The sequence below is a fragment of the Amycolatopsis sp. lyj-90 genome, assembly GCF_046549035.1.
Lineage (GTDB): Bacteria > Actinomycetota > Actinomycetes > Mycobacteriales > Pseudonocardiaceae > Amycolatopsis.
Genome location: NZ_JAJPWP010000001.1, coordinates 929,951 through 949,731 on the forward strand (window position 1 = coordinate 929,951; position 19,781 = coordinate 949,731).

Genomic DNA, 19,781 nt, shown 5'->3' on the forward strand with positions numbered 1-19,781 from the left:
GAGAGTAGGTAAGGAGGCCTTCACGGTTAGTCGCCCTTGTCATCCTGTCGGCGGGGTCCACAGTAGACGGTCCGACGCTGCTATGGCCGGGCCCACAAGGCCGTGCCCGAATCTCTGGCGGCTCGTCCAAAGTGCTCTGTTTCGGCCGGGACACATACTGGCGCCCCATCGGACGCCGAGGTCCCGGAGGTTCCAGTCAGCATGAGCGCAGCCGCGTCCTTCGTGCCGGACGAAGTTTGCCGAAAGACATTGTGCGATCTGTCGTTCGCCACGGGCCTGTCCGTGGCGGTCACCGACCGCGAGGAAGTCGTCTCGTCCGGAGTGTTCGGTCACGCCGACCAGGCCGCCGGTTCGCCGGTCACCGGGGACACGCTCTTCCAGATCGGGTCGATCACCAAGGGGATGACCTGCGTCCTGCTGTTGCGTGCCCGCGATGCGGGCCTCGTCGACCTGGACTCCCCGGTCACGGCCTACCTGCCGTGGTTCTCCGTGCGATCGAGCCACGAGCCGATCACGCTCCGCCACCTGATGACGCATACGGCGGGGATCATCGCCGGTCCGGACGTCTCCCCGGACGCCACCTTCGAGGTGTGGGCGCTGCGGGACACGGAGGCGACGACGCCGCCGGGAACCTGGTTCCACTACTCGAACGCCGGGTACAAGGCGCTCGGCCTCGTGCTGGAGGCCGTCCACCGGCGGCCCTATCACGAGCTTCTCGGCGAGTTGCTCGCTTCACTCGGGATGCACACCTCCGCACCGGCGGTCACCCATGACCTCCGGTCGCGCCTGGCGGTGGGGTACGAACCGCGCTACGACGACCGTCACCCCGTCCGGGAAGACGGCGTCGTCCCCGCGACCTGGATCGAGAACGCCACCGCGGACGGCTGTGTCGCGGCGACGGCGAGAGACATGACGGCCTGGCTGCGGCTCCTGATCGGCAGGGACACGGGGCAGGTGAGGGAGATGCTCACGCCCGCCATCCTCGACGAGGAGGACTACCCGGGCTGCGCGTACGGGCTCGGCATGCAGGTCGGTGACCTCGACGGCCGTCCGCACACCTGGCACACCGGCGGGATGATCGGCTACCACGCGGCGATCGCCTGCGATCTCGACGCGGGGATCGGGGCCGCCGTCCTGGCCAACGGTGTCGGACCGTGGCTGGACTTGGCCGTGCACCTGGTCGCGGCCGAGCGGGCGGAGCGTGACGGTGTGCCGTCGCCCGAGTTCACGCCGCCGCTGAAGAAACCTGCTCCACCGCCAGCCGCGGAGAACCCGCCGGAGCGATGGGCGGCCTTGGTCGGGCATTACCGCTGCCACAACCCCTGGCTGTCGAATCTCCACGTCCACACATCCGGGGACAAGCTGTGGGTCTCGGTCTGCGGCGGCGAGCCGGAACAGCTCGTTCCCCTGTCGGACGGTGCCTTCCGCGTCGGATCCGACGAGCGTTCGCCCGAGCGGCTGCGTTTCGACGTCGTCATCGACGGGGCCGCGATCCGCGCCGACTACTCCGGATGTCCCCTGTACCGCACGTTCACCCCGTAGGTGGAATCGATGAGAAAAGCGTTAGCGGCACTCGCCGCGGTGCTCCTGGCCTGCAGTGGCCTGAGCGCCTGCGCCCGTGCCGGAAGTCAAACCGCCGACGGTGACATCTACCGCCTCGGCTCCGATCAGGCCATCGACTCGATGAACCCGTTCGTCTCCGTGGTGACGACGGCGTTCGCGGTGTACGAGCAGATCTATCCGACGCTGGTCCAGCTGGATCCGGAAGGCAGGTTCGTCGCCGAGTTCGCGAGCACCTGGACCACCTCGGAGGACGGGCGGACCTGGACCTTCCGCACGCATCCCGGTGCCACCTGGTCGGACGGCAAGCCGCTCACGGCGGCCGACGCGGCGTGGACCTTGAACACGATCGCCGCGTTCAAGGACGGGCCTACCGCCGGCCTCGCCAACTATGTGTCCGATTTGGACGAAGCGAGCACGCCCGACCCGAACACCTTGGTACTGCGGTATTCCCGTCCCGTCGCGAACGTGCTCAACCGGCTCATGAGCGTGCCGATCCTGCCCGAGCACGTCTGGCGCGAGTACGCAGGCGGCGACGGGGAGGCGCTGACCACCTTCCCGAACAACGCCCCGGTCGTCTCCGGTGGTCCGTTCGTCCTCGTCCGGCACGTGCCCAAGCAGGTCGCCCTGTTCAAACGCAATCCGGCCTATTACGGACCGAAACCGCATATCGCGGGTTTCGGGATCCAGTTCTTCAGCTCCGACGACGCGATGATCACGGCACTGAAGAGCCGCCAGCTCGACGCCGTCCGGACGGTACCGTCCACTTCGGTCGCCAATCTCGAGTCCGCGGGGTTCGAGGTCATCTCCTCGCCGGGACTGAGATTCGAGAGCATCACCGTCAACGCGAACCCGAAGCAGCGACCCGAGCACCGGGAGCTGGCCGACCCGTTGCTGCGCCAGGCCTTCGACCACACGATCAACCGCGCGCAGATCGTCGAGACCTCGTTGCTCGGACACGGCCGCCCCGGGGCGTCGATCATCCCGCCGGGTACCGCGAACTGGGCCGACCGCTCGCTCCAGCCGACCCCGTTCGACCTCGGCGCCGCGAACCGGCTGCTCGACCAGGCCGGCTACCGGCGGGGCCCGGACGGGACCCGGATCGCGAACGGCCACCCGATGGACTACCCGGTCATCCTGCCGGAGGACACGTACGGCGGCGCGGGCCTGCGCTCGTTCCAGATCATCCGGTCCGACTTCGCGAAGATCGGCGTGCGCCTCACCGCGAAGCTGCTGGACAACGCGGCGGCCAACGAGGCGGTGATGGCCAACGAGTCCCAGGACTTCGCGATGACCATGTGGGGCTGGAGCGGCGGCACGGGCGATCCCGACGACACGCTCAACTACCTGACCTGTCAAAGCTGGGGGATCCTCAACGACACCGGGTACTGCAGCGAGGAATGGGACGACCTGTACGCGCGGCAGGGTGCGGCGATGACGCCCGCCGAACGGCACGGGATCGTCGACGAGATGCAGCGGCTCGCCGCCCGCGAGCGGGTGCTGCTGGTGATCGCCTATCCCGATTCGATCGAGGCGCATTCCCGGGAGTGGGTCGATCTCCCGCAGGTGGGCGGCAACTCGTTCTCCTCGGAGTCGAAGATCCCGCTTCTTTCCGTGCGACGGGCGGGCTGAGCCATGCGCGTCCTGGAGTACGTACTGCGCCGCGGGATCTTTTCCCTGGTGACGATCTTCCTCGCGATCACCGGCAATTTCTTCCTGTTCCGGGTGCTGCCCGGCGACGCGGTGAGCAATCTGGCCAAGGTGCCCCATTCCACCCCGGAGCTGCAGCACGCCCTGATGGTCCGGTTCGGCCTGGACAAGCCCAAATGGGACCAATACCTCATCTACCTGAAGAACCTGCTGCACGGTGATCTCGGGGTTTCCTTCACCTATCAGGAATCCGTGAGCCACCTCCTGCTGGACGACCTCGAGAACACGGTGGTGCTGGCCGGTGTCGGCACGCTGGGAGCGATCGTCATCGGGATCCTCTCCGGCGTCATGTCGGCCTGGCGACGATCCTCCCCGCTCGACCACCTCAACACCGGCGTGGCGACCCTGGTCTATTCGTTCCCCGCGCAGTGGCTCGGCCTCGTCCTGCTCATCCTCTTCGCCGGGGTCCTGCCGGCGGGCGGGATGTCGGACCAGTTCCTGTTCGAGAGCCCGCCGTTCTGGCAGCACGCGGCGGACGTGGGCGGTCACCTGGTCCTGCCCGCGGCGACCATGATCCTCACCGCGTACGGCGGCTACACGCTGGTCGTCCGGTCCTCGGTGCTGGAGACACTCGGCGAGGACTACGTGCTGACAGCGCGGGCGAAGGGGATTCCCGCCCGCCGGGTCGTCTGGCGTCACGCCGTCCGCAACGCCCTGCTGCCGATCGTCACCATGGTCGCGCTCGACCTCGGCTACGTGGTGGGTGGCGCGGTGCTGGTCGAGGTGATCTTCAGCTGGCCGGGCCTCGGCATGGCCACCTTCACCGCGATCGGCCAGCGGGACTACCCGATGATCCAGGGCGCTTTCCTGATCCTGACCGTCTCGGTGATCCTGCTGAACTTCGTCGCCGATCTGGTCTGTTTCCGACTCGACCGAAGGGTGAGCGCATGAGCGTCCGCATCGGTGACACCGGGGCCAACAGCCGGGCTGGGATCTTCCGCAAAGTGCTGCGTGACCACAAATCCGCGGCGGTCGGGCTGGCGCTCATCGCGCTCTTCGTGCTGGTCTCGATTCTCGCGCCCTATCTTTCGCCGTACAGCGCGGTCGAGAGCAGTTGCGCCGTCTTCGAACCCCCGTCCGCGCGGCATTGGCTCGGCTGCGACGACGGCGGCGTCGACATGGTTTCCCTGCTCATGCACGGCGGGCAGACCTCGCTCGTCGTCGCGTTCACCGCGACCCTGGTCTCGATGGCGATCGGCGGCACGGTCGCCATCGTGGCGGGCTACTTCGGGGGCTGGCCCGACACCGTCCTGATGCGCGTCACCGACGTCCTGCTGGTCCTGCCCGATCTGGTGCTGGCGATGGTGATCGCCGCGGTGTGGGGGCCGAGCCTGTTCCACGTGATCCTGGTGATCGGCCTGCTGCAATGGACTTCCACCGCCCGGATCGTCCGCGCCGAGGTGATGTCGTTGCGCGAACGGGCTTATGTCAAACGCGCGAGAGGACTCGGCGCGAGCAACGGCCGGGTGATCGTCCGGCACATCCTTCCCCATGTCGGACCGCTGCTGATCGCCAACACCGTGCTGACCGTTTCGGCGGCGATCTACCTGGAGACCTCGCTGGCCTTCCTCGGCCTGCAGGATCCCAGCGTCACGACCTGGGGCACGATCCTGGAACACGCGTTCGCGCGGACCGCGATCAGTTCCGGTGCCTGGTGGGCGATCGTGCCCGACGGTTTCGTCATCGCCGCGGTGAGCATCGGCTGCTTCCTGCTCGGGCGGGCCATCGAAGACGCGCTGAACCCCCGGCTCAAGGTCTCGCATCTCTCGGGGCGGCGCTGGCGTCTGCGTGCCCTCGTCGCGAAGGGGGCGAACGCCCGATGAGCGTGTTGGAAGTCAGCGATCTGCACGTCTGGTTCGATCTGCCGCACGGCGGCCAGGTCCACCCGGTCGACGGCGTGAGTTTCGCGCTCGAGCCCAGCGAGCGGTTCGGCCTCGTCGGAGAGTCCGGCTGCGGGAAGACCACCACCATCCTGGCGTTGATGGGACTGCTCCCGGCGACCGCGTCGGTCGCCGGCCAGGTCCGGATCGACGGCACGGACATCCTGGCCGACGGCGAGGATTCGGTCCGCGGCCACCGCTGGCGGGACATCGCGATGGTGTTCCAGGGCGCGATGAACGCGCTCAACCCGGTCAAGACGGTGGGCTGGCAGATCGCCGAACCGATGGCCCACCACGGCGTCGCCCGAGGGAAGCGGGCCCGCGAACGGGTCCGGGAACTGCTCGAACTCGTCGGCATCCCCGCCGCGTCCGCGAATCGCTATCCGCACGAGTTCTCCGGTGGCATGCGCCAGCGGCTCTCCATCGCGATGGCGCTGGCGTGCGAGCCGAAGATCCTGCTCGCCGACGAACCGACGACGGCGCTGGACGTGATGGTCCAGGCGCAGATCCTCGAACTGCTGACCCGGCTGACCGACGAACTCGGCATGGCGCTGGTCCTGGTCACCCACGATCTGCCGGTGGTGACGCAGTTCTGTCACCGGGCCGCGGTGATGTACGCCGGGAAGATGGTCGAGGACGGTCCGGCGGACGAGCTCACGTCGGCCTCCCGGCATCCGTACACCCGGCTGTTGTTCGCGGCCACGCCGGATCTGTACGGGCGGGAACCGCTCGTCTCCATTCCCGGCGCGCCGCCGAGGCTGGACGCCGAGATCACCGGCTGTGCCTTCCGGCCCCGGTGTGACGTGCCGATGGACCGTTGTGGCGGCGAGCATCCGTTGCTGCGCACCGCCGGGCCCGGCCATCGCGCCGCCTGTTTCCGCAACGAAGAACCGGTGGAGTCACGATGAATCAGGCCCTGCTCGAGGTCGAGGACCTCGCGATCCACTACCCGGTGCGGCGCGGCGTCGTCCAGGCGCTGGCCAGACGTCCCCGAAGCGTCGTGCACGCGGTGGACGGCGTCAGTTTCCGCCTCGGCCGCGGCGAGATGGTGGCCGTCGTCGGCGAGTCCGGCTGCGGGAAGTCCACCACCGCCTCGGCGATCTGCGGGCTCGTCCGGCCGACGGCCGGATCGGTCCGGCTCGACGGCGCGGAGATCAGCGGGCTTTCCGAGCGCGCGAAACGACCCGTCCGCCGCCGGGTCCAGATGATCTACCAGGATCCGTACGAGTCACTGGATCCGTTGTGCCGGGTCCGGGACATCCTGGAGGAACCGATGCTGATCCACGGCATCGGTGATTCCAAGGAGGCGCGCGCCACCTTGATCGAGGAGTCCCTCGAACGCAGTGGACTCGCGCCTGCCAAGGCCTTCCTCGACCGCTACCCGCACGAGCTCTCCGGTGGCCAGCGGCAACGGGTCGCCATCGCCGCCGCACTCGTCCTCGATCCCGACGTCCTGCTGGCCGACGAACCGGTTTCGATGCTGGACGTCTCCGTCCGCGCCGGGGTGCTCACCTTGCTGGACACCCTCCGCAAGGACCGGGACACGGGGATCCTGATGATCACCCACGACCTGTCCACGGCCGCGCATTTCGCCGACCGGATCGTCGTGATGTACCTCGGCAGGATCGTCGAACAGGGACGCGCCCACGACGTGGTCCACCACCCCAAACATCCCTACACCAAGGCATTGCTGTCCGCCGTGCCCAAACGGGAGCCGGGGGAGCGGACGAAGCCGCGGTTGCTCACCGGCGAGACCCCGGATCCGGTCGACATCCCGCCGGGATGCCGGTTCCGTTCCCGCTGCCCGGTCGGCGAAAACGACTGCGAGGTCTCGGATCCGGCACTGCGGGCCGGACCGGAGGACGCGGATTCCGGCCACGAAGTCGCTTGCCTGCACGCCTGATCTCGTGAGTGGTAAGGACGGTTCTAACCGTCCTTACCACTCACGAGGCCCACTCGAGAAAGGACACACAGTGCCTCCAGAACTCGTCATCCGGGGAGGTTCGGTCGTCGACGGCACGGGAGCCCCCGCCCGTCGCGCCGACGTCGCGATCGCCGGAGATCGCATCGAAGCCGTCGGAGAGCTTCCCGACTCCGGCTGCCCGGTGCTGGACGCCGAGGGCTGCGTGGTCGCGCCGGGGTTCATCAACGTCCTCAGCCACGGCTACGAAACCCTGCAACTGGACCCCCGGGGCCTTTCCGATCTGTACCAGGGGATCACCACGGAGATCTTCGGCGAGGGACGGTCGCTGGGACCGGTCACCGGCAAGATGGCCGACATCGTCGGCGGCGAGCCGCAGCAGTACGGCGTCCGGACGAGCTGGCCCCGCCTCAGTGAATTCCTCGGCGACCTCGAGAAGGCCGGGGTCGGCATGAACGTCGGCAGCTTCGTCGGCGCGGAGAACCTGCGGATGCCCTTCGCCGGCAACGAGGACCGGCCGCTGACCGACGACGAACTGGCCGCCGCCTGCGAGCTGCTCGACTCCGAGCTCGCCGACGGAGCCCTCGGCGTGGGATCCGCGTTGATCTATTCGCCGGGAAGCTATGCCTCCACCGAGGAACTGATCGCGTACGCGCGGGTCCTCGCCCGGCACGACGCGCTCTACATCTCCCACATCAGGGGCGAGTCCGACAGGCTCCTGGAGTCCGTCGACGAACTCATCCGGATCGCGAGGGAGTCCTCCGCCCGGGCGGAGATCTACCACCTGAAGGCGTCCGGCCGCGAGAACTGGCCCGCGATGAACAGCGTGTACGAACGGGTGGAGGAGGCGAGAACGGCCGGGATCCAGGTGACCGCGGACGTCTACCCGTACGAGGCGGGATCCACGTTCCTTTCGGCGTTCATCCCGCCGAAGTTCCACGAGGGCGGCCACGGCGAACTGGCCGCCCGGATCGCGGACGGGGAGACCAGGGCCGCGATCAAGACGGCCATCGGCAGCCCCGGGACGGACTGGGACAACCTGTACCTCGGATCGGGCGGCGCGGACGGGATCCTCCTGCTCGGCGACGGAGACCTCAAAGGCAGGACACTCGCCGAGGTCAGCGCCACCTGGGGCGACAGCGACCCTCTCGACACCCTGCTCGACATCGTCGCCGCGCATCCGAAGCTCCTGGTGGCCGAGTTCACCTCGTCCGAGGCACACGTCCTGCGCGCGCTCCGGTTCCCGTGGGTGTCGGTGTGCACGGACTCGGAGGCCCTCGCCGCGGAGCCGCCGTTCACCGACACCTCCATCCATCCCCGCACGTACGGCGCTTTCGCCCGCGTGGCCGGACGCTACGTCCGTGAGGGAGTGCTGACCCTCGAACAAGCCGTGCGGTGCATGACGAGCCTGCCCGCGGAGAACCTCAGGCTGGCCGATCGCGGCGTGGTCCGCCCCGGGGCTTTCGCGGATCTGACGGTCTTCGTGCCCGAAGAGGTCCAGGACAACGCCACCTACCTCGAGCCGCACCGGTACGCCGACGGCATGCGCCATGTCCTGGTCAACGGCCGTATCGCGTTCCAGGACGGCAAGCCGACCGGGACGCTCGCCGGACGGGCGCTCCGACGGCGCCGGTGACGCTCACCAGCCGAGCTGATCGCCCAGCCGCAACCGCAGCCACAGCACCAGACGCTCGTCCGGGTCGGCGAGATCGAAGCCGAAGATCTCCTCGGCGCGGGACAGCCGGTACCGGATCGTGTTCGGGTGCACGGAAAGCAGGCTGGACGCGGCCGCGGTGTCGCTGTTGGAGTCCAGGTAGGCGAGGAGGGTGGACGCGTAGGTCGTGCCGTGCTCGAGGTCGTGGGCCCGGATCGACGGCCCGAGCCTGCGGGGCAGCGCCTCGTGCGCGACGAGGATCTGGGCCAGAGCGGACAACGTCGCGCCTGCCCACACCTCGTCGATCGAGGCCACCTGACAGGCCTCCGGCTCGCCCGGCCGTTCGGTGAGCGCACGGAGGACCAGGTCCGCGTCGGCGCGCGAGTTCGCGATCGAGCGGAGGTCGGGGACCAGCGAACCGAGACCCGCTTGGACCCGCACCCGCAGCGCGCCGTGCGCTCGCCGGGCTATCCCGGCGACGAGATCGCGGTGCGCGTTCGGCCCCGGCCCGCCCGGCAACAGCGCGTAGACCGTGCCGTCGATCAGCGCGCAGCCGTGTTTGCCGTAGTGGGCCTCGCAATGCAGGCTCACGAGGTCGGCGAGCCGGGTGGCCGCGTGGACCGCGAGCACCTCGTCGGCGTCTTCGGGACCGATCGCGAACGCGGCCACCGCCACCCCGGCGTTCGGGTCCAGGCCGAGTTGCGGGGCCACGACGGTGACACTGCCCGGGTCGGCGAGCAGCCGCCGCACCAGGTCCGCGCGACGGCGCCGGACGGCGTCGTCCGCGGTCCGGGCCGCGAGCAGATGCAGCGCGGCGATGTCCGCGGCGTCGAAGAGGGCCTGCTCGGCGGCCTGATCGAGACCGTTCTCCGCGTCGACGACCCAGATCGAACCAAGTACCTCGTTTCCGGCGCGCACCGCGACCCCGAGGCGGGGGAGACCGCCGGGAATGGGCGGGAACCGGCAGGTGCGCCGAGTCTGGGTGAGCGCCTGGTACTGCTCGTCGTAATGGTCCGGGGCGTCCGGCACCTGGAGGCCGAGAATGCCCTGGCGGCGGCCCTCGTCGATGCCCTGACCGGGCAGCGTCGAGTAGGAAAGGATGCGCCGGTACGGATCCTCGATCGTGGTCGCCCCGCCGACCATGCCCGCGATCGCGTTGGCCAGTGCGAAAAGATCGCCGACGGCCGGGCTGCCGGTGCCTTGCGTGGCCCGCGCCGCGGAGGCGAGGGCCGAGGAGATCATGGCGTCGAGATGGTGCCATGCCACGGCTTCGTCGGCGGCGAGCAGAACGAGACCGGACCGCTGTGCGGCTTCGGCCAGTTCCGCGACCGGCTCGCCGAAACTCTTCACCACCACGCACGCGTGACCGGCCTCGGCCGCGGCTTCGACAAGGTCTTTCGCCTGGGGTTCGGCCGTGCCCACCCCGACGGCGAGCAGGATCGCGCCCTTCACCGGAGGCAGCGGGGAACGCCGCTCGTGGATGAGCACGCTCGAGACCGGGACCGGCCGGTCCGGCAGCGCGGTCAACGGCCGGACCAGGGAAGCGCCCAGTGCCTCGAGGACCTGTCCGAGGTCCGGTTCCTCAGTGTCGAGCATGTTCACCTCTTTAGCCGGTCGCACAAAACATTCACGAATTCTCTGGACCGGCGCTCGTAGGCGGGTGGCCAGTGTGGACGTGAGGCTGTCAGCATGCACCTTCCAGGCAGGGCGCCGCGGGCCGCCCCGACGACAGTACCCACGGCGGCCCGGGCGAGTGCCGTCGAAGTCGCCGCGCGTGCCGCGACCCGTGCGGGTGTCCGGATCCGGCTGGCCGAAGACCTCGCCACGGTCGAGGCGGTTTCGCGTTTCCTCGCCGGGGTATGGCAGACACCCGAACATCAGCCACCACTCGGGGTCGACGCGTTGCGCGCCTTCGCGCACGCCGGCGGCGCCGTGCACTACTCCAGCGACGGAGACGAGGTCATCGCGGCCTCCGTGCTCTTGTTCTGCCGACCCGCTTCCCGAGCCGTCTACTCGATGATCGCCGCCGCGCGCACGAGTGATCGCGGAGTGGGTTTCGCCCTCAAACAGGCGCAGCGGGTGTGGGCGCTCGACCACGGCGCGACCGCCATGATCTGGACCTTCGATCCGCTGGTGAGCCGCAACGCCCACTTCAACCTGGCCAAACTCGGCGCGACCGCCGGCGAATACCGGGTGAACTTCTTCGGCCACATCGACGACGGTGTCAACGGGCACGACGAGACCGATCGGCTCACCGCCGTCTGGTCACTCGCCGAGCCGCGGCCGGATCACGTCATCGGGCCCGACTTCGGGAGCGTCGAAGTCGACGCGGCCCGCGCGCCGGACGGCAGGGCGCTCAGCGCCCGCGACGAAAACGGTCACTGGTGCCGGGTTCCCGCCGACATCGTCGCCACCCGCCGCGAGGACAGGGAACTCGCGGCCGAATGGCGGGAAGCGGTCCGCGGTGTCCTGCTCCCGGCCTTCGACGCGGGTTTCACCGTGACCGGCTTCAGCAGGGCCGGCTGGTACCGCCTGACCAGAACGGAGCAGCCGTGAAGATCGAGCTCGTCGAACTCATCGAGGTCCGCCTTCCCCTCGTCCGTCCTTTCAGGACTTCGTGCGGGATCGACACCGAGCGGCGCACCCTGCTGCTGCACGTGGTGACCGACGCCGCCGAAGGCTGGGCGGAGTTCGGGGGAGATCCCGAACCGATGTACAGCGCGGAGTTCGCCGCCGGGGCCGAACGTGTCCTCGCCGATCACCTCGTGCCGAGGGTCACCGCACTGGACCGGCCGACCGCCGCCCGGATCGCCGGTGCGATGGCCCCGGTCAAAGGCAACCCGATGGCCAAGGCACTGCTCGAAACCGCGATCCTCGATGCCGAATGCCGTGCCCACGCGATGCCGCTGGCGACCTACCTCGGCGCGGTGCGCGACCGCGTCGCCGCGGGGGTGTCCGTGGGGATCACGGACACGATCGCGGACCTGCTGGAAACGGTGTCCGGCTATCTGGAGCAGGGCTACGTCCGGATCAAACTCAAGATCGAACCGGGCTGGGACCTCGAGCCCGTCCGCGCCGTCCGCCGAGAGTTCGGTGACGGCACCGCGTTGCAGGTCGACGCGAACACCGCCTACTCGCTCACCGACGCCGAACACCTGCGCCGCCTCGACGACTTCGGCCTGGTCCAGATCGAACAACCGCTCGCGGAGGACGATTTGCGCGGCCACGCCGAGCTGGCGAAGCTGCTGCGCACACCCCTCTGCCTCGACGAGTCGATCCACTCCGCGCGCGACGCCGCCACCGCGATCGCGCTGGGCGCCTGCCGCATCGTCAACATCAAGCCCAGCCGGGTCGGGGGCTACCTCGAGGCCCGCCGGATCCACGATATCTGTGTGGCGCAAGGGATCCCCGTCTGGTGCGGCGGAATGCTCGAGACCGGGATCGGCCGCGCGCAGAATCTCGCGCTCGCCGCGCTACCTGGATTCGTGCTGCCGAACGACATCTCCGCCTCCAGCCGCTACTACGCCGAGGATCTCACCGAAGCGTTCCGGCTCGACGGCGGCTCACTGTCCGTTCCGGACGGTCCGGGCAGCGGAGTGACCGTGCTACCGGCGGTGCTCGATCGCTACGCCGTCACGACGCGGAAGTTGTACCCACTGTGAAAGGAGACATCATGCGAGGTTGGACCACTGTCGCCGCAACCTTGGCGGTCACGGCTTCCTTGGTGGCGGTGCCCGTCTCGTCGTCCGCGGCGCCACGATGCGACACCCAACCCATCCAGACCGCGTTGGGATTACTGAAGAAGGCCGGTATCCCCGGGGTCTCCGTAACGGTGAAAAGCCCGCGCTGCGGGGTGTGGACCGGCGGCGTCGGTGTCGCCGACCGGGCGACGGGCCGCAAGGTCACCGGCGGCGAACACAGCCGGATCGGCAGCAACACCAAGACCTGGACGGCCACGGTCGTCCTCCAGCTCGTCGGCGAAGGCAGGATCGACCTCGACGACACCGTCGAGGATTTCTTCCCGAAACTCATCCGCACCAAGGACTACGACGGGCGCAAGATCACGGTCCGGCAGCTCCTCCAGCAGACGAGCCGCCTGCCCGACTTCCTCGACGCGCCGTTCTGGGAAGACGAGGAAGCGCACCGCTGGGATCACATCGAGCCCCTGCAGACGGTCCGGCAGGCGCTGGCCCTGCCCCCGCCCGACGACCGGGCCCCGTCGGGCTTCGCCTACTCCAACACCAACTACAACCTGGCGGGCATGATCGTCACGAAGGTGACCGGCCGCAGCATCGGCACCGAGATCACCCAGCGGATCATCAGGCCCCTCGGCCTGTGCGGCACCAGCTGGCCCGGCGACCGGACCACGCTCCCCAAGCCGGAACTGCGGAGCTACGTGGTCAGGGACGGGGCCTTGGCGGACAGGACGGAATGGAACACGTCCGACGCCGACGCGTCGGGAGCGCTGATCTCGACCGGCGCCGACGCGACCGTCTTCTGGAACGCGCTGCTGACCGGGAAACTGCTGGCGCCCGCCCAGCTCGCCGAGATGAAGAAGACCGTCGACGACGGCTCGGGCGAGGGCTACGGCCTGGGCGTCGAGCGCTACGAGCTCACGCCGGGTCTCGTGACCTGGGGGCACAGCGGCGGGATGCCGAGCGGCCACGAGTTCAGGAACGCCGTCACCGAGGACGGCCAGCGGTCCGTGACCTTCCTGATCAACACGGACGAGTACAAGTGGCAGGACGTCGACGTCGCCATCGGTGACCTCGTCCGCGACATCCGCTGACCGGTGTCTTGACAGCTCCCGGCGTCGTTCATACATTCATACAGGCGTTGTCACTTTGTATGAATGACGCTGGGAGCTGATCCGCATGCGACTCGGCAAGACCGCTGTCGTCCTCGGTGGCAGTGCCGCCGGCCTTTGCACCGCGGGCGCACTCGCCCCCTACTTCGACCAAGTCCTGGTGCTCGAACGGGACGAACTGCCCGCCGAGGCCGAACACCGGCGCGGAGTGCCGCAGAGCAAACACCCGCATTTCCTGCTGAACTCGGGCCGCCGCGCGATCGGCGAGCTGTTCCCCGGGTTCGAGGACGACCTCATCGCCGCCGGGGGACTGCATCTCATGCCGTCCATGGACGCCGCCTATCTCGACGGGGCGGGCTGGTCGGCGCGGAAACGCAGCGCGATGACGATGATCTACAGCTCGCGGATCCTCATCGAGCGCGTGCTGCGCGACAAGGTCCGTGCCCTGCCCGGTGTCGTGATCCGCGAAGGCGTGACGGTGAGCGGGCTGACCACCCGGGACGGCGACGTCACCAAGGTCGGGTTCTCCACACGCGACGGCGATGAGCACGTCGGCGCCGATTTCGTGGTGGACGCGATGGGCCGGGGCTCCTCGGTCGGCGCCTGGCTGGCGGCCGCCGGATGGCCCGAGCCCGAGGTGCGGACCCTCGATGCCAAGGTCACCTACACCTCGCGCTGGTACGACCTGCCGTCCCGCGACGAGCGGCCCGCGTCCTGGTGGTGGCGGCACCTGGTGATCATGCCGACCCCCGACAAGGGCGCGCATCCCGCCGAACACGAGTTCCTGGTCAACTTCTTCCCCATCGAAGAGAACCGCGTCATCGCGTGCATGGGCTCGTGGGGACTCGAGATGCCACGCACCACCGAGGCGTTCGTCGAGTCGGCCCGCCGGGTGCGGGCACCGTTGTTCGCGGCCGCGATGGACCGGTCCACCCCGACGTCGGAGGTGCACCTGACCCGGTCGACCGGCAACAAATGGCGTCGCTACGACCGTCTCCGCACCCCGCCGGGGCGCCTGGCGTTCGTCGGTGACTCGATCTGCGCGTTCAACCCGTTCTACGCGCAGGGAATCAGTTCCGCCGCGGGTTCGGCGCTGCTGCTGCGACGGCACCTCGCCCGCGCGGATCGTCTCGACGTGCGATTCTCCGCCCGTTTCCTGGCCGCGCAGCGGAAACTGCTCGCCGTGCCCTGGAGCCTGGCGATGGCGAGGGACCAGGGATACGCCTGTGCGGTGGGTACCGAGAAAGCGGGGGAGTGGAAGCGACGTCTCCTCGCGGCGGTGTCCGGCCCGGCGTTCCGGCTCATCGTCGGCGCGGCCCGCGAGGACGACGTGGTCGACGAGCACTTCGCGAAGGTGTTCAACCTCGACGAGTCACTGCGCGACATGATGACCAACCCTCGGGTGCTCGCGGGGCTCGTGCGGTACCGGATCCGCGCCGCGCTGGGGCGGCACCGGGTTCCCTTCGACTTCGACGCCCGGGCCGAGCCGCCGGTCACGGACTACTCACCGGCATCCCGATGAGCGCCGTCTGCGGGCCGGACGCGGAGGCCGTCACCCGCGGGCTCGGGTTCGACTGCCACGACGTTTCGCCCTGGTTCTCGATCCGCCCTCCGTGGGAAGCGGCTCACTGGACGATGCCGCTGCTGGAACTGCTCGTCATCGGCGGCGCCGTCTTCGCGCTGGTGCACGCGATCCGCCGTCACCGCGCGGGCGATCCGGTCAACCTGGCGCTGTGGTGCGCGTCCCTGGTGTACCTCTTCGTCATCGAGCCGCCGTTGTACTTCCCGGAGTGGTTCGGGCTCGAGCGGCAGTACGGATTCATCTTCGCCCACAACCGGTTCAGCGTGCAGTTCATGGCGGATCGGCTGCCGCTCTACATCGTGGCGTTCTATCCGATGATCAGCCAGCTCGCCTACGAGCTCGTACGGTCACTCGGGATCTTCCGCGCCCGCGGCGCGCTGATCGGATCGGTGGCGGTCGCTTTCGCCTGTCAGGTGTTCTACGAGGTCTTCGACCACCTCGGGCCCCAGCTGAAATGGTGGGCCTGGAACGGGAACAACCGGATCGTCAACCAGCCCGCGCTGGCCGCGGTGCCCATGAACAGCATGCTGCTCTTCGCCTCCGTCTCGATGGGGGCGATGACCTACCTCGTCGTGCGCCTGACCGGCACGCGGCGCGGATGGCCGCTCGCGGCGCGCATCCTGCTGGCCGGTGTGCTCACCCCGCTGACCATGGCGATCGCCGGCATCCCGTCGAACCTCGTCGGCGGGAACATCACCGCGCAGGCCTGGGTGCTCGGCGCCGAACTGGCTCTGCTGTGGCTGGCAGGCACGTGGATCTTCGTCCGGCATCGAGGCCCTGGTGAACCCCTGTCGGTCTTCGCCAGGTTCTATCCCGCCGTCTACCTGGGCGTCATGGCCGTGTTCTGGCTCGGCGCCCTGCCTTCCTTCCTCTCCGCCGAGGACGGCACCCCGATCGGCAGTGGCCTCTACGCGCTCGCCTGCTTCCTCGGCGCCGGGCTGATGCTCGCCGCGCTGTACCGCGTGCGGCGCGAGGCACCTGCCGCCGTCTGAGCTTCTCCTTCGGGGAAGATGGGGTCATGGGGCACCATGGATGGCAGGGCAACCCGCCCGGGACCGAGCGCGAGGCGCGCCGCCGGATCGTCGAGGCGGCGACGGCCTGCATCGACCGCGTCGGCCTCGCCAAGACCAGCCTCTCCGACGTCGCCGCGGAGGCCGGCATCACCCGGCAGACCGTCTACCGCTACTTCGCGAGCCTGGCCGACATCCTCGGCGCTGTCGCGCTGGACCGCGTCGAGGAGTTCGCCGGGCGGATGGAGCGGCACCTGGCCACGTTCGGCACCGCCGCCGAGGTCGCCGTGGAATCCGTGGTGTTCGGCGTCCGGGCGGTTCCCGACGAGCCGTACCTGGGACTGCTGCTGAAGGCGGGCGAAGCCGACGTCTTCACCGTGGCTGTCACGTCGTCGCAGTCCTTCGCCCTCGGCGCGAGGATCCTGCGGAACGTGCCGGTCGATTGGACCGCGGCGGGTGTCGAGTCCGATGAGGACTTCGAAGGGCTCGCCGAGATGCTGATGCGGCTGTTCCTGTCGTTCCTGCAGTATCCCTCAGAGCCTGCGCACACCGATGCGGAGTTGCGCTCGCTCGTTCGTCGCTGGGTCGGGCCGTCGCTGGGCGGCTGACCCGGCTCGCTGAAGCGGAATTCAGCCGTTGAAATAGCACTGGAAGAGCAGATCGTCCAGCCGGATCGTTCCACCCTGTCCCGTGGTGCCGTAGTCGACGGTTCGGACGAGCACCGAGGTCCTGCCGTTCAGATTCCATCGATCCGTGTACAGCTGCTGGTAATTCTGGCTCCCCGCGTACATGGCCGATTTCCGGTAGAGCATGGTCCCGAAGAGGTCCCAGATCTCGATCGCCACTTCCTGGCGAATGACCAGCGGTTGTATCCAGACGGCGGCTGCGCAGTTCGTTTCCGGCATGCCGGAAACCGAGCCGGTGCGGACCTCGATCTGCTGGACCGACCAGCCACCCGGCTGGGCGCCGAGCCAGCCGGAGTTGTTGCCGCTGCGAGCGTTGGCAGGCATGTTGATGTTGAAGCCGCCGGCAGGCGAGTGGCTGCCGAAGATGGCCCATTTCGCCGCTGGATCGACTTCGAAGCCGTCCTGGAACTGCATCACTCCGGCGTGCGCGGTCCCGGTGCCGAGGGACGTCAGTAGCGTCAGTGCCGTGGCGGTCGCCAGCAATCGTCTGAGCAGCCTGCGGGTCCTCTGGTGTTTCGGCATTCTTGTCAGCCCCCTGTACGCAGTGATTCGGAGTACGAGTCGAATTTACATTTCGACAGGCGGCTTGAAACGTCCTGAATGGCGACTTAGGGGCGGCGACTTCTGCCTTATCAGGCAGGGAATCGCCACTCACGACCAACCCGACCAGACACGCCCCCTTGTCTCTTCCCCAAGTCACCACCCCCACAACTCACCTGGCCGGAGCGTGACTCGGGTGTTCTGCGCGGCCGCCGTCCCTGGTGTCGCGAAAGCCACTTTCGCGACGTCTGATGTCCCGAAAGTGGCTTTCGCGACACGGGCACTGGGCACGGGGTCGTCTGGGCTGACAGTGTTGCGAAACGGATCGGGCTGGTCGCGGCGACGACCGCGGCCGGCCTGCGGGTGGGCGAGCCTGCAGATCGAGCGGGACGCCAAGTCCCACTGGAACTGCGACAACCTGTCCGGCGACCACCGGCGGACGCTCAAGTCCGGCGATGACTCGAACAACTACTGGAAGGACACCGACTGCGTCCGGTCGACCAAGTGCAAGGTCATCTTCCGCGGCGAGTCCTACAACCCCGGTGAGTGGATCCGGCTGTACAACCCGACCTAGTTCTACAAGGTCAACTGCTGACCGGGCATGACCCGGGTGATCGCGCGGTGACCTTGCCACCAAATGGTGCCGGACACCGCGCGATCACCCGTTGACTGGGAGTTTAAGAACCTTTTACACTGCGATCGTTAGGAAACTTACTTAACGAAGCGACTCCGGCCGACCCGACGCCGCCCACGCCGGTACTCGCGACTCCGCAACGTCGAGGAGTTCGCATGAAACGGAGAACACCCCTGGCCGGTGTCGCGGTGGCGACCCTGGCCTTGCTGGGGCAGACACTGATCTCTTCGGGTACCGCCGCACAAGCGGAATCTCTGCTGTCCGCGGGCAAACCGACCACGACCTCGTCGGTCGAGGGTTCCGGCTTCGAGGGCGCCAACGCCGTCGACGGGAGCGCCACGACCAGGTGGGCGAGCGAGGAGGCGGTCGATCCGCAGTGGATCGCCGTGGACCTCGGCAGCGCCGCGACCATCACCAAGGTCAAACTGACCTGGGAAGCCGCCTACGCCAAGACTTACAAGATCCAGGGCTCGGCCGACGGCAGGACGTGGACCGACATCAAGTCGGTCACCGGCGGTGACGGCGCCGTCGACGAACACCCGGGCCTCAACGCGTCCGCGCGCCACCTCCGCGTTCACGGTACGGCCCGCGGCACGACCTACGGCTACTCGTTGTGGGAGCTGGAGGTCTACGGCGACCGCGTCGGCGGCGGCGACACGCAGGCGCCGACGGTGCCCACGGGCCTCGCCGCGACGGCCACCACCGCGGACAGCGTCACCCTCGGCTGGACCGCGGCGACCGACAACGTCGGGGTCACCGAGTACGAGGTGCTGCGCGACGGGACCGTCGTCGGGACCACGGCGGCGACCACCTACACCGACAGCGGGCTGGCGTCCGGAGCTGAGTTCGGCTACTCCGTGCGAGCACGGGACGCGGCGGGCAACGTCTCCGCGGCAAGCCCGGTGATCAGGGCCGCGACCAAACCCGGGGGCACCGGCGCCGTCACCATCGCGCTGGCGGGTGACATCGCCAACCCCGAACTCTTCTCCACGCACCAGGGAACGGCGAACCAGGTCGCCAGGATCAACCCGCAGTACGTGCTGACCGTGGGCGACAACCAGTACCACAAGGGCACCATCTCCGAGTACCGCGCCCACTACGACAAGACGTGGGGCAAGTTCAAGAGCATCACCAAACCCACGACGGGCAACCACGAGTGGGACGACCAGCTCAAGGGATACAAGGAGTACTTCGGCGCGATCGCGTACCCGAAGGGCTTGCCGTACTACAGCTACGACATCGGTGACTTCCACTTCGTCGCGATGGACTCGAACCCGATCTACACCGGCGGTGGTTCCGAACAGGTGGCCTGGCTGCGCGAAGACCTGGCGAAGAACACCAAGTCCTGTGTCATCGGGTACTGGCACCACCCGCGCTTCAACTCGGGGAACTCCGGTGACAAGAAGCAGATGGCGCCGCTGTGGAACGAGCTGGCCAAGGCGAAGGCGGACGTGGTGTTCACCGGGCACGACCATCATTACGAGCGGACGAAGCCCTTGGACGTCAATGGGCACGTCGACGAGGCGAACGGCGTGCGGTCGGTGATCGCCGGCATCGGTGGCGACTACCTCTACACCGACTACAAGGCGCGCGAAGGGGTCGAGAAGATCCTCGCCAAGCACGGCGTGATGAAGCTGGTGCTGAACGGAAAGTCGTATTCCTGGGAGATCTACGACACCGCCGGGAAGGTGCTCGACAAGGCGGGTCCGTACACCTGCCGCTGACGGCCGCGGTCCGGTGCCGTACGCGGCACCGGATCCGGCTTGCTGTCCACGACGACGTAGGCCCATCCAGGAG

At 68.4% G+C, this 19,781-nt stretch carries 17 protein-coding genes; 15 read left to right on the top strand and 2 right to left on the bottom strand.

The features are described from left to right. Positions 1-201: 201 nt before the first annotated feature. The 7 genes from ACLJPX_RS03830 (at position 202) to ACLJPX_RS03860 (ending at position 8,707) form a co-directional block, all read left to right on the top strand. Positions 202-1,542 (top strand): serine hydrolase domain-containing protein, encoded by a 1,341-nt coding sequence (locus tag ACLJPX_RS03830; RefSeq protein WP_410598744.1) that lies wholly within the window; start codon positions 202-204, stop codon positions 1,540-1,542. Positions 1,543-1,551: 9 nt separating this feature from the next. Beyond that, on the top strand, positions 1,552-3,192 hold the full coding sequence (locus ACLJPX_RS03835; protein WP_101607520.1) for an ABC transporter substrate-binding protein: 1,641 nt from the start codon (positions 1,552-1,554) through the stop codon (positions 3,190-3,192). Positions 3,193-3,195: 3 nt separating this feature from the next. After that, the gene (locus tag ACLJPX_RS03840; protein WP_410598745.1) at positions 3,196-4,161 is read left to right on the top strand and encodes an ABC transporter permease; all 966 of its coding nucleotides are present in this window, start codon (positions 3,196-3,198) and stop codon (positions 4,159-4,161) included. Beyond that, complete coding sequence (locus ACLJPX_RS03845) at positions 4,158-5,093, top strand: ABC transporter permease (protein ID WP_410598746.1); 936 nt, start codon at positions 4,158-4,160, stop codon at positions 5,091-5,093. Before ACLJPX_RS03840 ends, ACLJPX_RS03845 begins: the two co-directional genes overlap by 4 nt. Next, a complete protein-coding gene (locus ACLJPX_RS03850; RefSeq protein ID WP_410598747.1) occupies positions 5,090-6,058 on the top strand; it encodes an ABC transporter ATP-binding protein in 969 nt (322 codons plus the stop codon). Before ACLJPX_RS03845 ends, ACLJPX_RS03850 begins: the two co-directional genes overlap by 4 nt. Continuing rightward, entirely contained in the window at positions 6,055-7,053 is a 999-nt protein-coding gene (locus ACLJPX_RS03855; protein ID WP_410598748.1) for an ABC transporter ATP-binding protein, read from the top strand. Before ACLJPX_RS03850 ends, ACLJPX_RS03855 begins: the two co-directional genes overlap by 4 nt. Positions 7,054-7,123: 70 nt before the next feature. Beyond that, positions 7,124-8,707, top strand: coding sequence for an N-acyl-D-amino-acid deacylase family protein (locus tag ACLJPX_RS03860; protein ID WP_410598749.1), 1,584 nt, complete (start codon positions 7,124-7,126; stop codon positions 8,705-8,707). 3 nt (positions 8,708-8,710) lie between these two features. On the opposite strand, the gene ACLJPX_RS03865 is transcribed toward ACLJPX_RS03860, so the two are convergent. Beyond that, positions 8,711-10,321, bottom strand: coding sequence for a helix-turn-helix domain-containing protein (locus ACLJPX_RS03865; protein WP_410598750.1), 1,611 nt, complete (start codon positions 10,319-10,321; stop codon positions 8,711-8,713). A 93-nt stretch (positions 10,322-10,414) separates the two neighbouring features. On the opposite strand from ACLJPX_RS03865, the gene ACLJPX_RS03870 reads away from it, so the two are divergent. The 6 genes from ACLJPX_RS03870 (at position 10,415) to ACLJPX_RS03895 (ending at position 16,732) form a co-directional block, all read left to right on the top strand. Further along, positions 10,415-11,281 carry a hypothetical protein gene (locus ACLJPX_RS03870; protein ID WP_410598751.1) on the top strand — a complete coding sequence of 289 codons (867 nt, stop codon included), beginning with the start codon at positions 10,415-10,417 and terminating at the stop codon, positions 11,279-11,281. Beyond that, complete coding sequence (gene menC / locus ACLJPX_RS03875; RefSeq protein ID WP_410598752.1) at positions 11,278-12,387, top strand: o-succinylbenzoate synthase; 1,110 nt, start codon at positions 11,278-11,280, stop codon at positions 12,385-12,387. The genes ACLJPX_RS03870 and menC overlap by 4 nt, the downstream gene beginning before the upstream one ends. Before the next feature lie 11 nt (positions 12,388-12,398). After that, complete coding sequence (locus ACLJPX_RS03880) at positions 12,399-13,514, top strand: serine hydrolase domain-containing protein (RefSeq protein ID WP_410598753.1); 1,116 nt, start codon at positions 12,399-12,401, stop codon at positions 13,512-13,514. Positions 13,515-13,599: 85 nt separating this feature from the next. Beyond that, the gene (locus ACLJPX_RS03885; RefSeq protein ID WP_410598754.1) at positions 13,600-15,054 is read left to right on the top strand and encodes an FAD-dependent oxidoreductase; all 1,455 of its coding nucleotides are present in this window, start codon (positions 13,600-13,602) and stop codon (positions 15,052-15,054) included. Further along, a complete protein-coding gene (locus ACLJPX_RS03890; RefSeq protein ID WP_410598755.1) occupies positions 15,051-16,106 on the top strand; it encodes a hypothetical protein in 1,056 nt (351 codons plus the stop codon). Before ACLJPX_RS03885 ends, ACLJPX_RS03890 begins: the two co-directional genes overlap by 4 nt. 26 nt (positions 16,107-16,132) lie before the next feature. Continuing rightward, positions 16,133-16,732, top strand: a complete 600-nt coding sequence (locus tag ACLJPX_RS03895) for a TetR/AcrR family transcriptional regulator (RefSeq protein WP_410598756.1) — start codon at positions 16,133-16,135, stop codon at positions 16,730-16,732. 21 nt (positions 16,733-16,753) lie between these two features. On the opposite strand, the gene ACLJPX_RS03900 is transcribed toward ACLJPX_RS03895, so the two are convergent. Then, on the bottom strand, positions 16,754-17,332 hold the full coding sequence (locus tag ACLJPX_RS03900) for a hypothetical protein (RefSeq protein WP_410598757.1): 579 nt from the start codon (positions 17,330-17,332) through the stop codon (positions 16,754-16,756). A 331-nt stretch (positions 17,333-17,663) separates the two neighbouring features. On the opposite strand from ACLJPX_RS03900, the gene ACLJPX_RS03905 reads away from it, so the two are divergent. Beyond that, the gene (locus ACLJPX_RS03905) at positions 17,664-17,924 is read left to right on the top strand and encodes a hypothetical protein (protein ID WP_410598758.1); all 261 of its coding nucleotides are present in this window, start codon (positions 17,664-17,666) and stop codon (positions 17,922-17,924) included. 215 nt (positions 17,925-18,139) lie between these two features. Then, complete coding sequence (locus ACLJPX_RS03910) at positions 18,140-19,708, top strand: discoidin domain-containing protein (protein ID WP_410598759.1); 1,569 nt, start codon at positions 18,140-18,142, stop codon at positions 19,706-19,708. Positions 19,709-19,781: the final 73 nt, after the last annotated feature.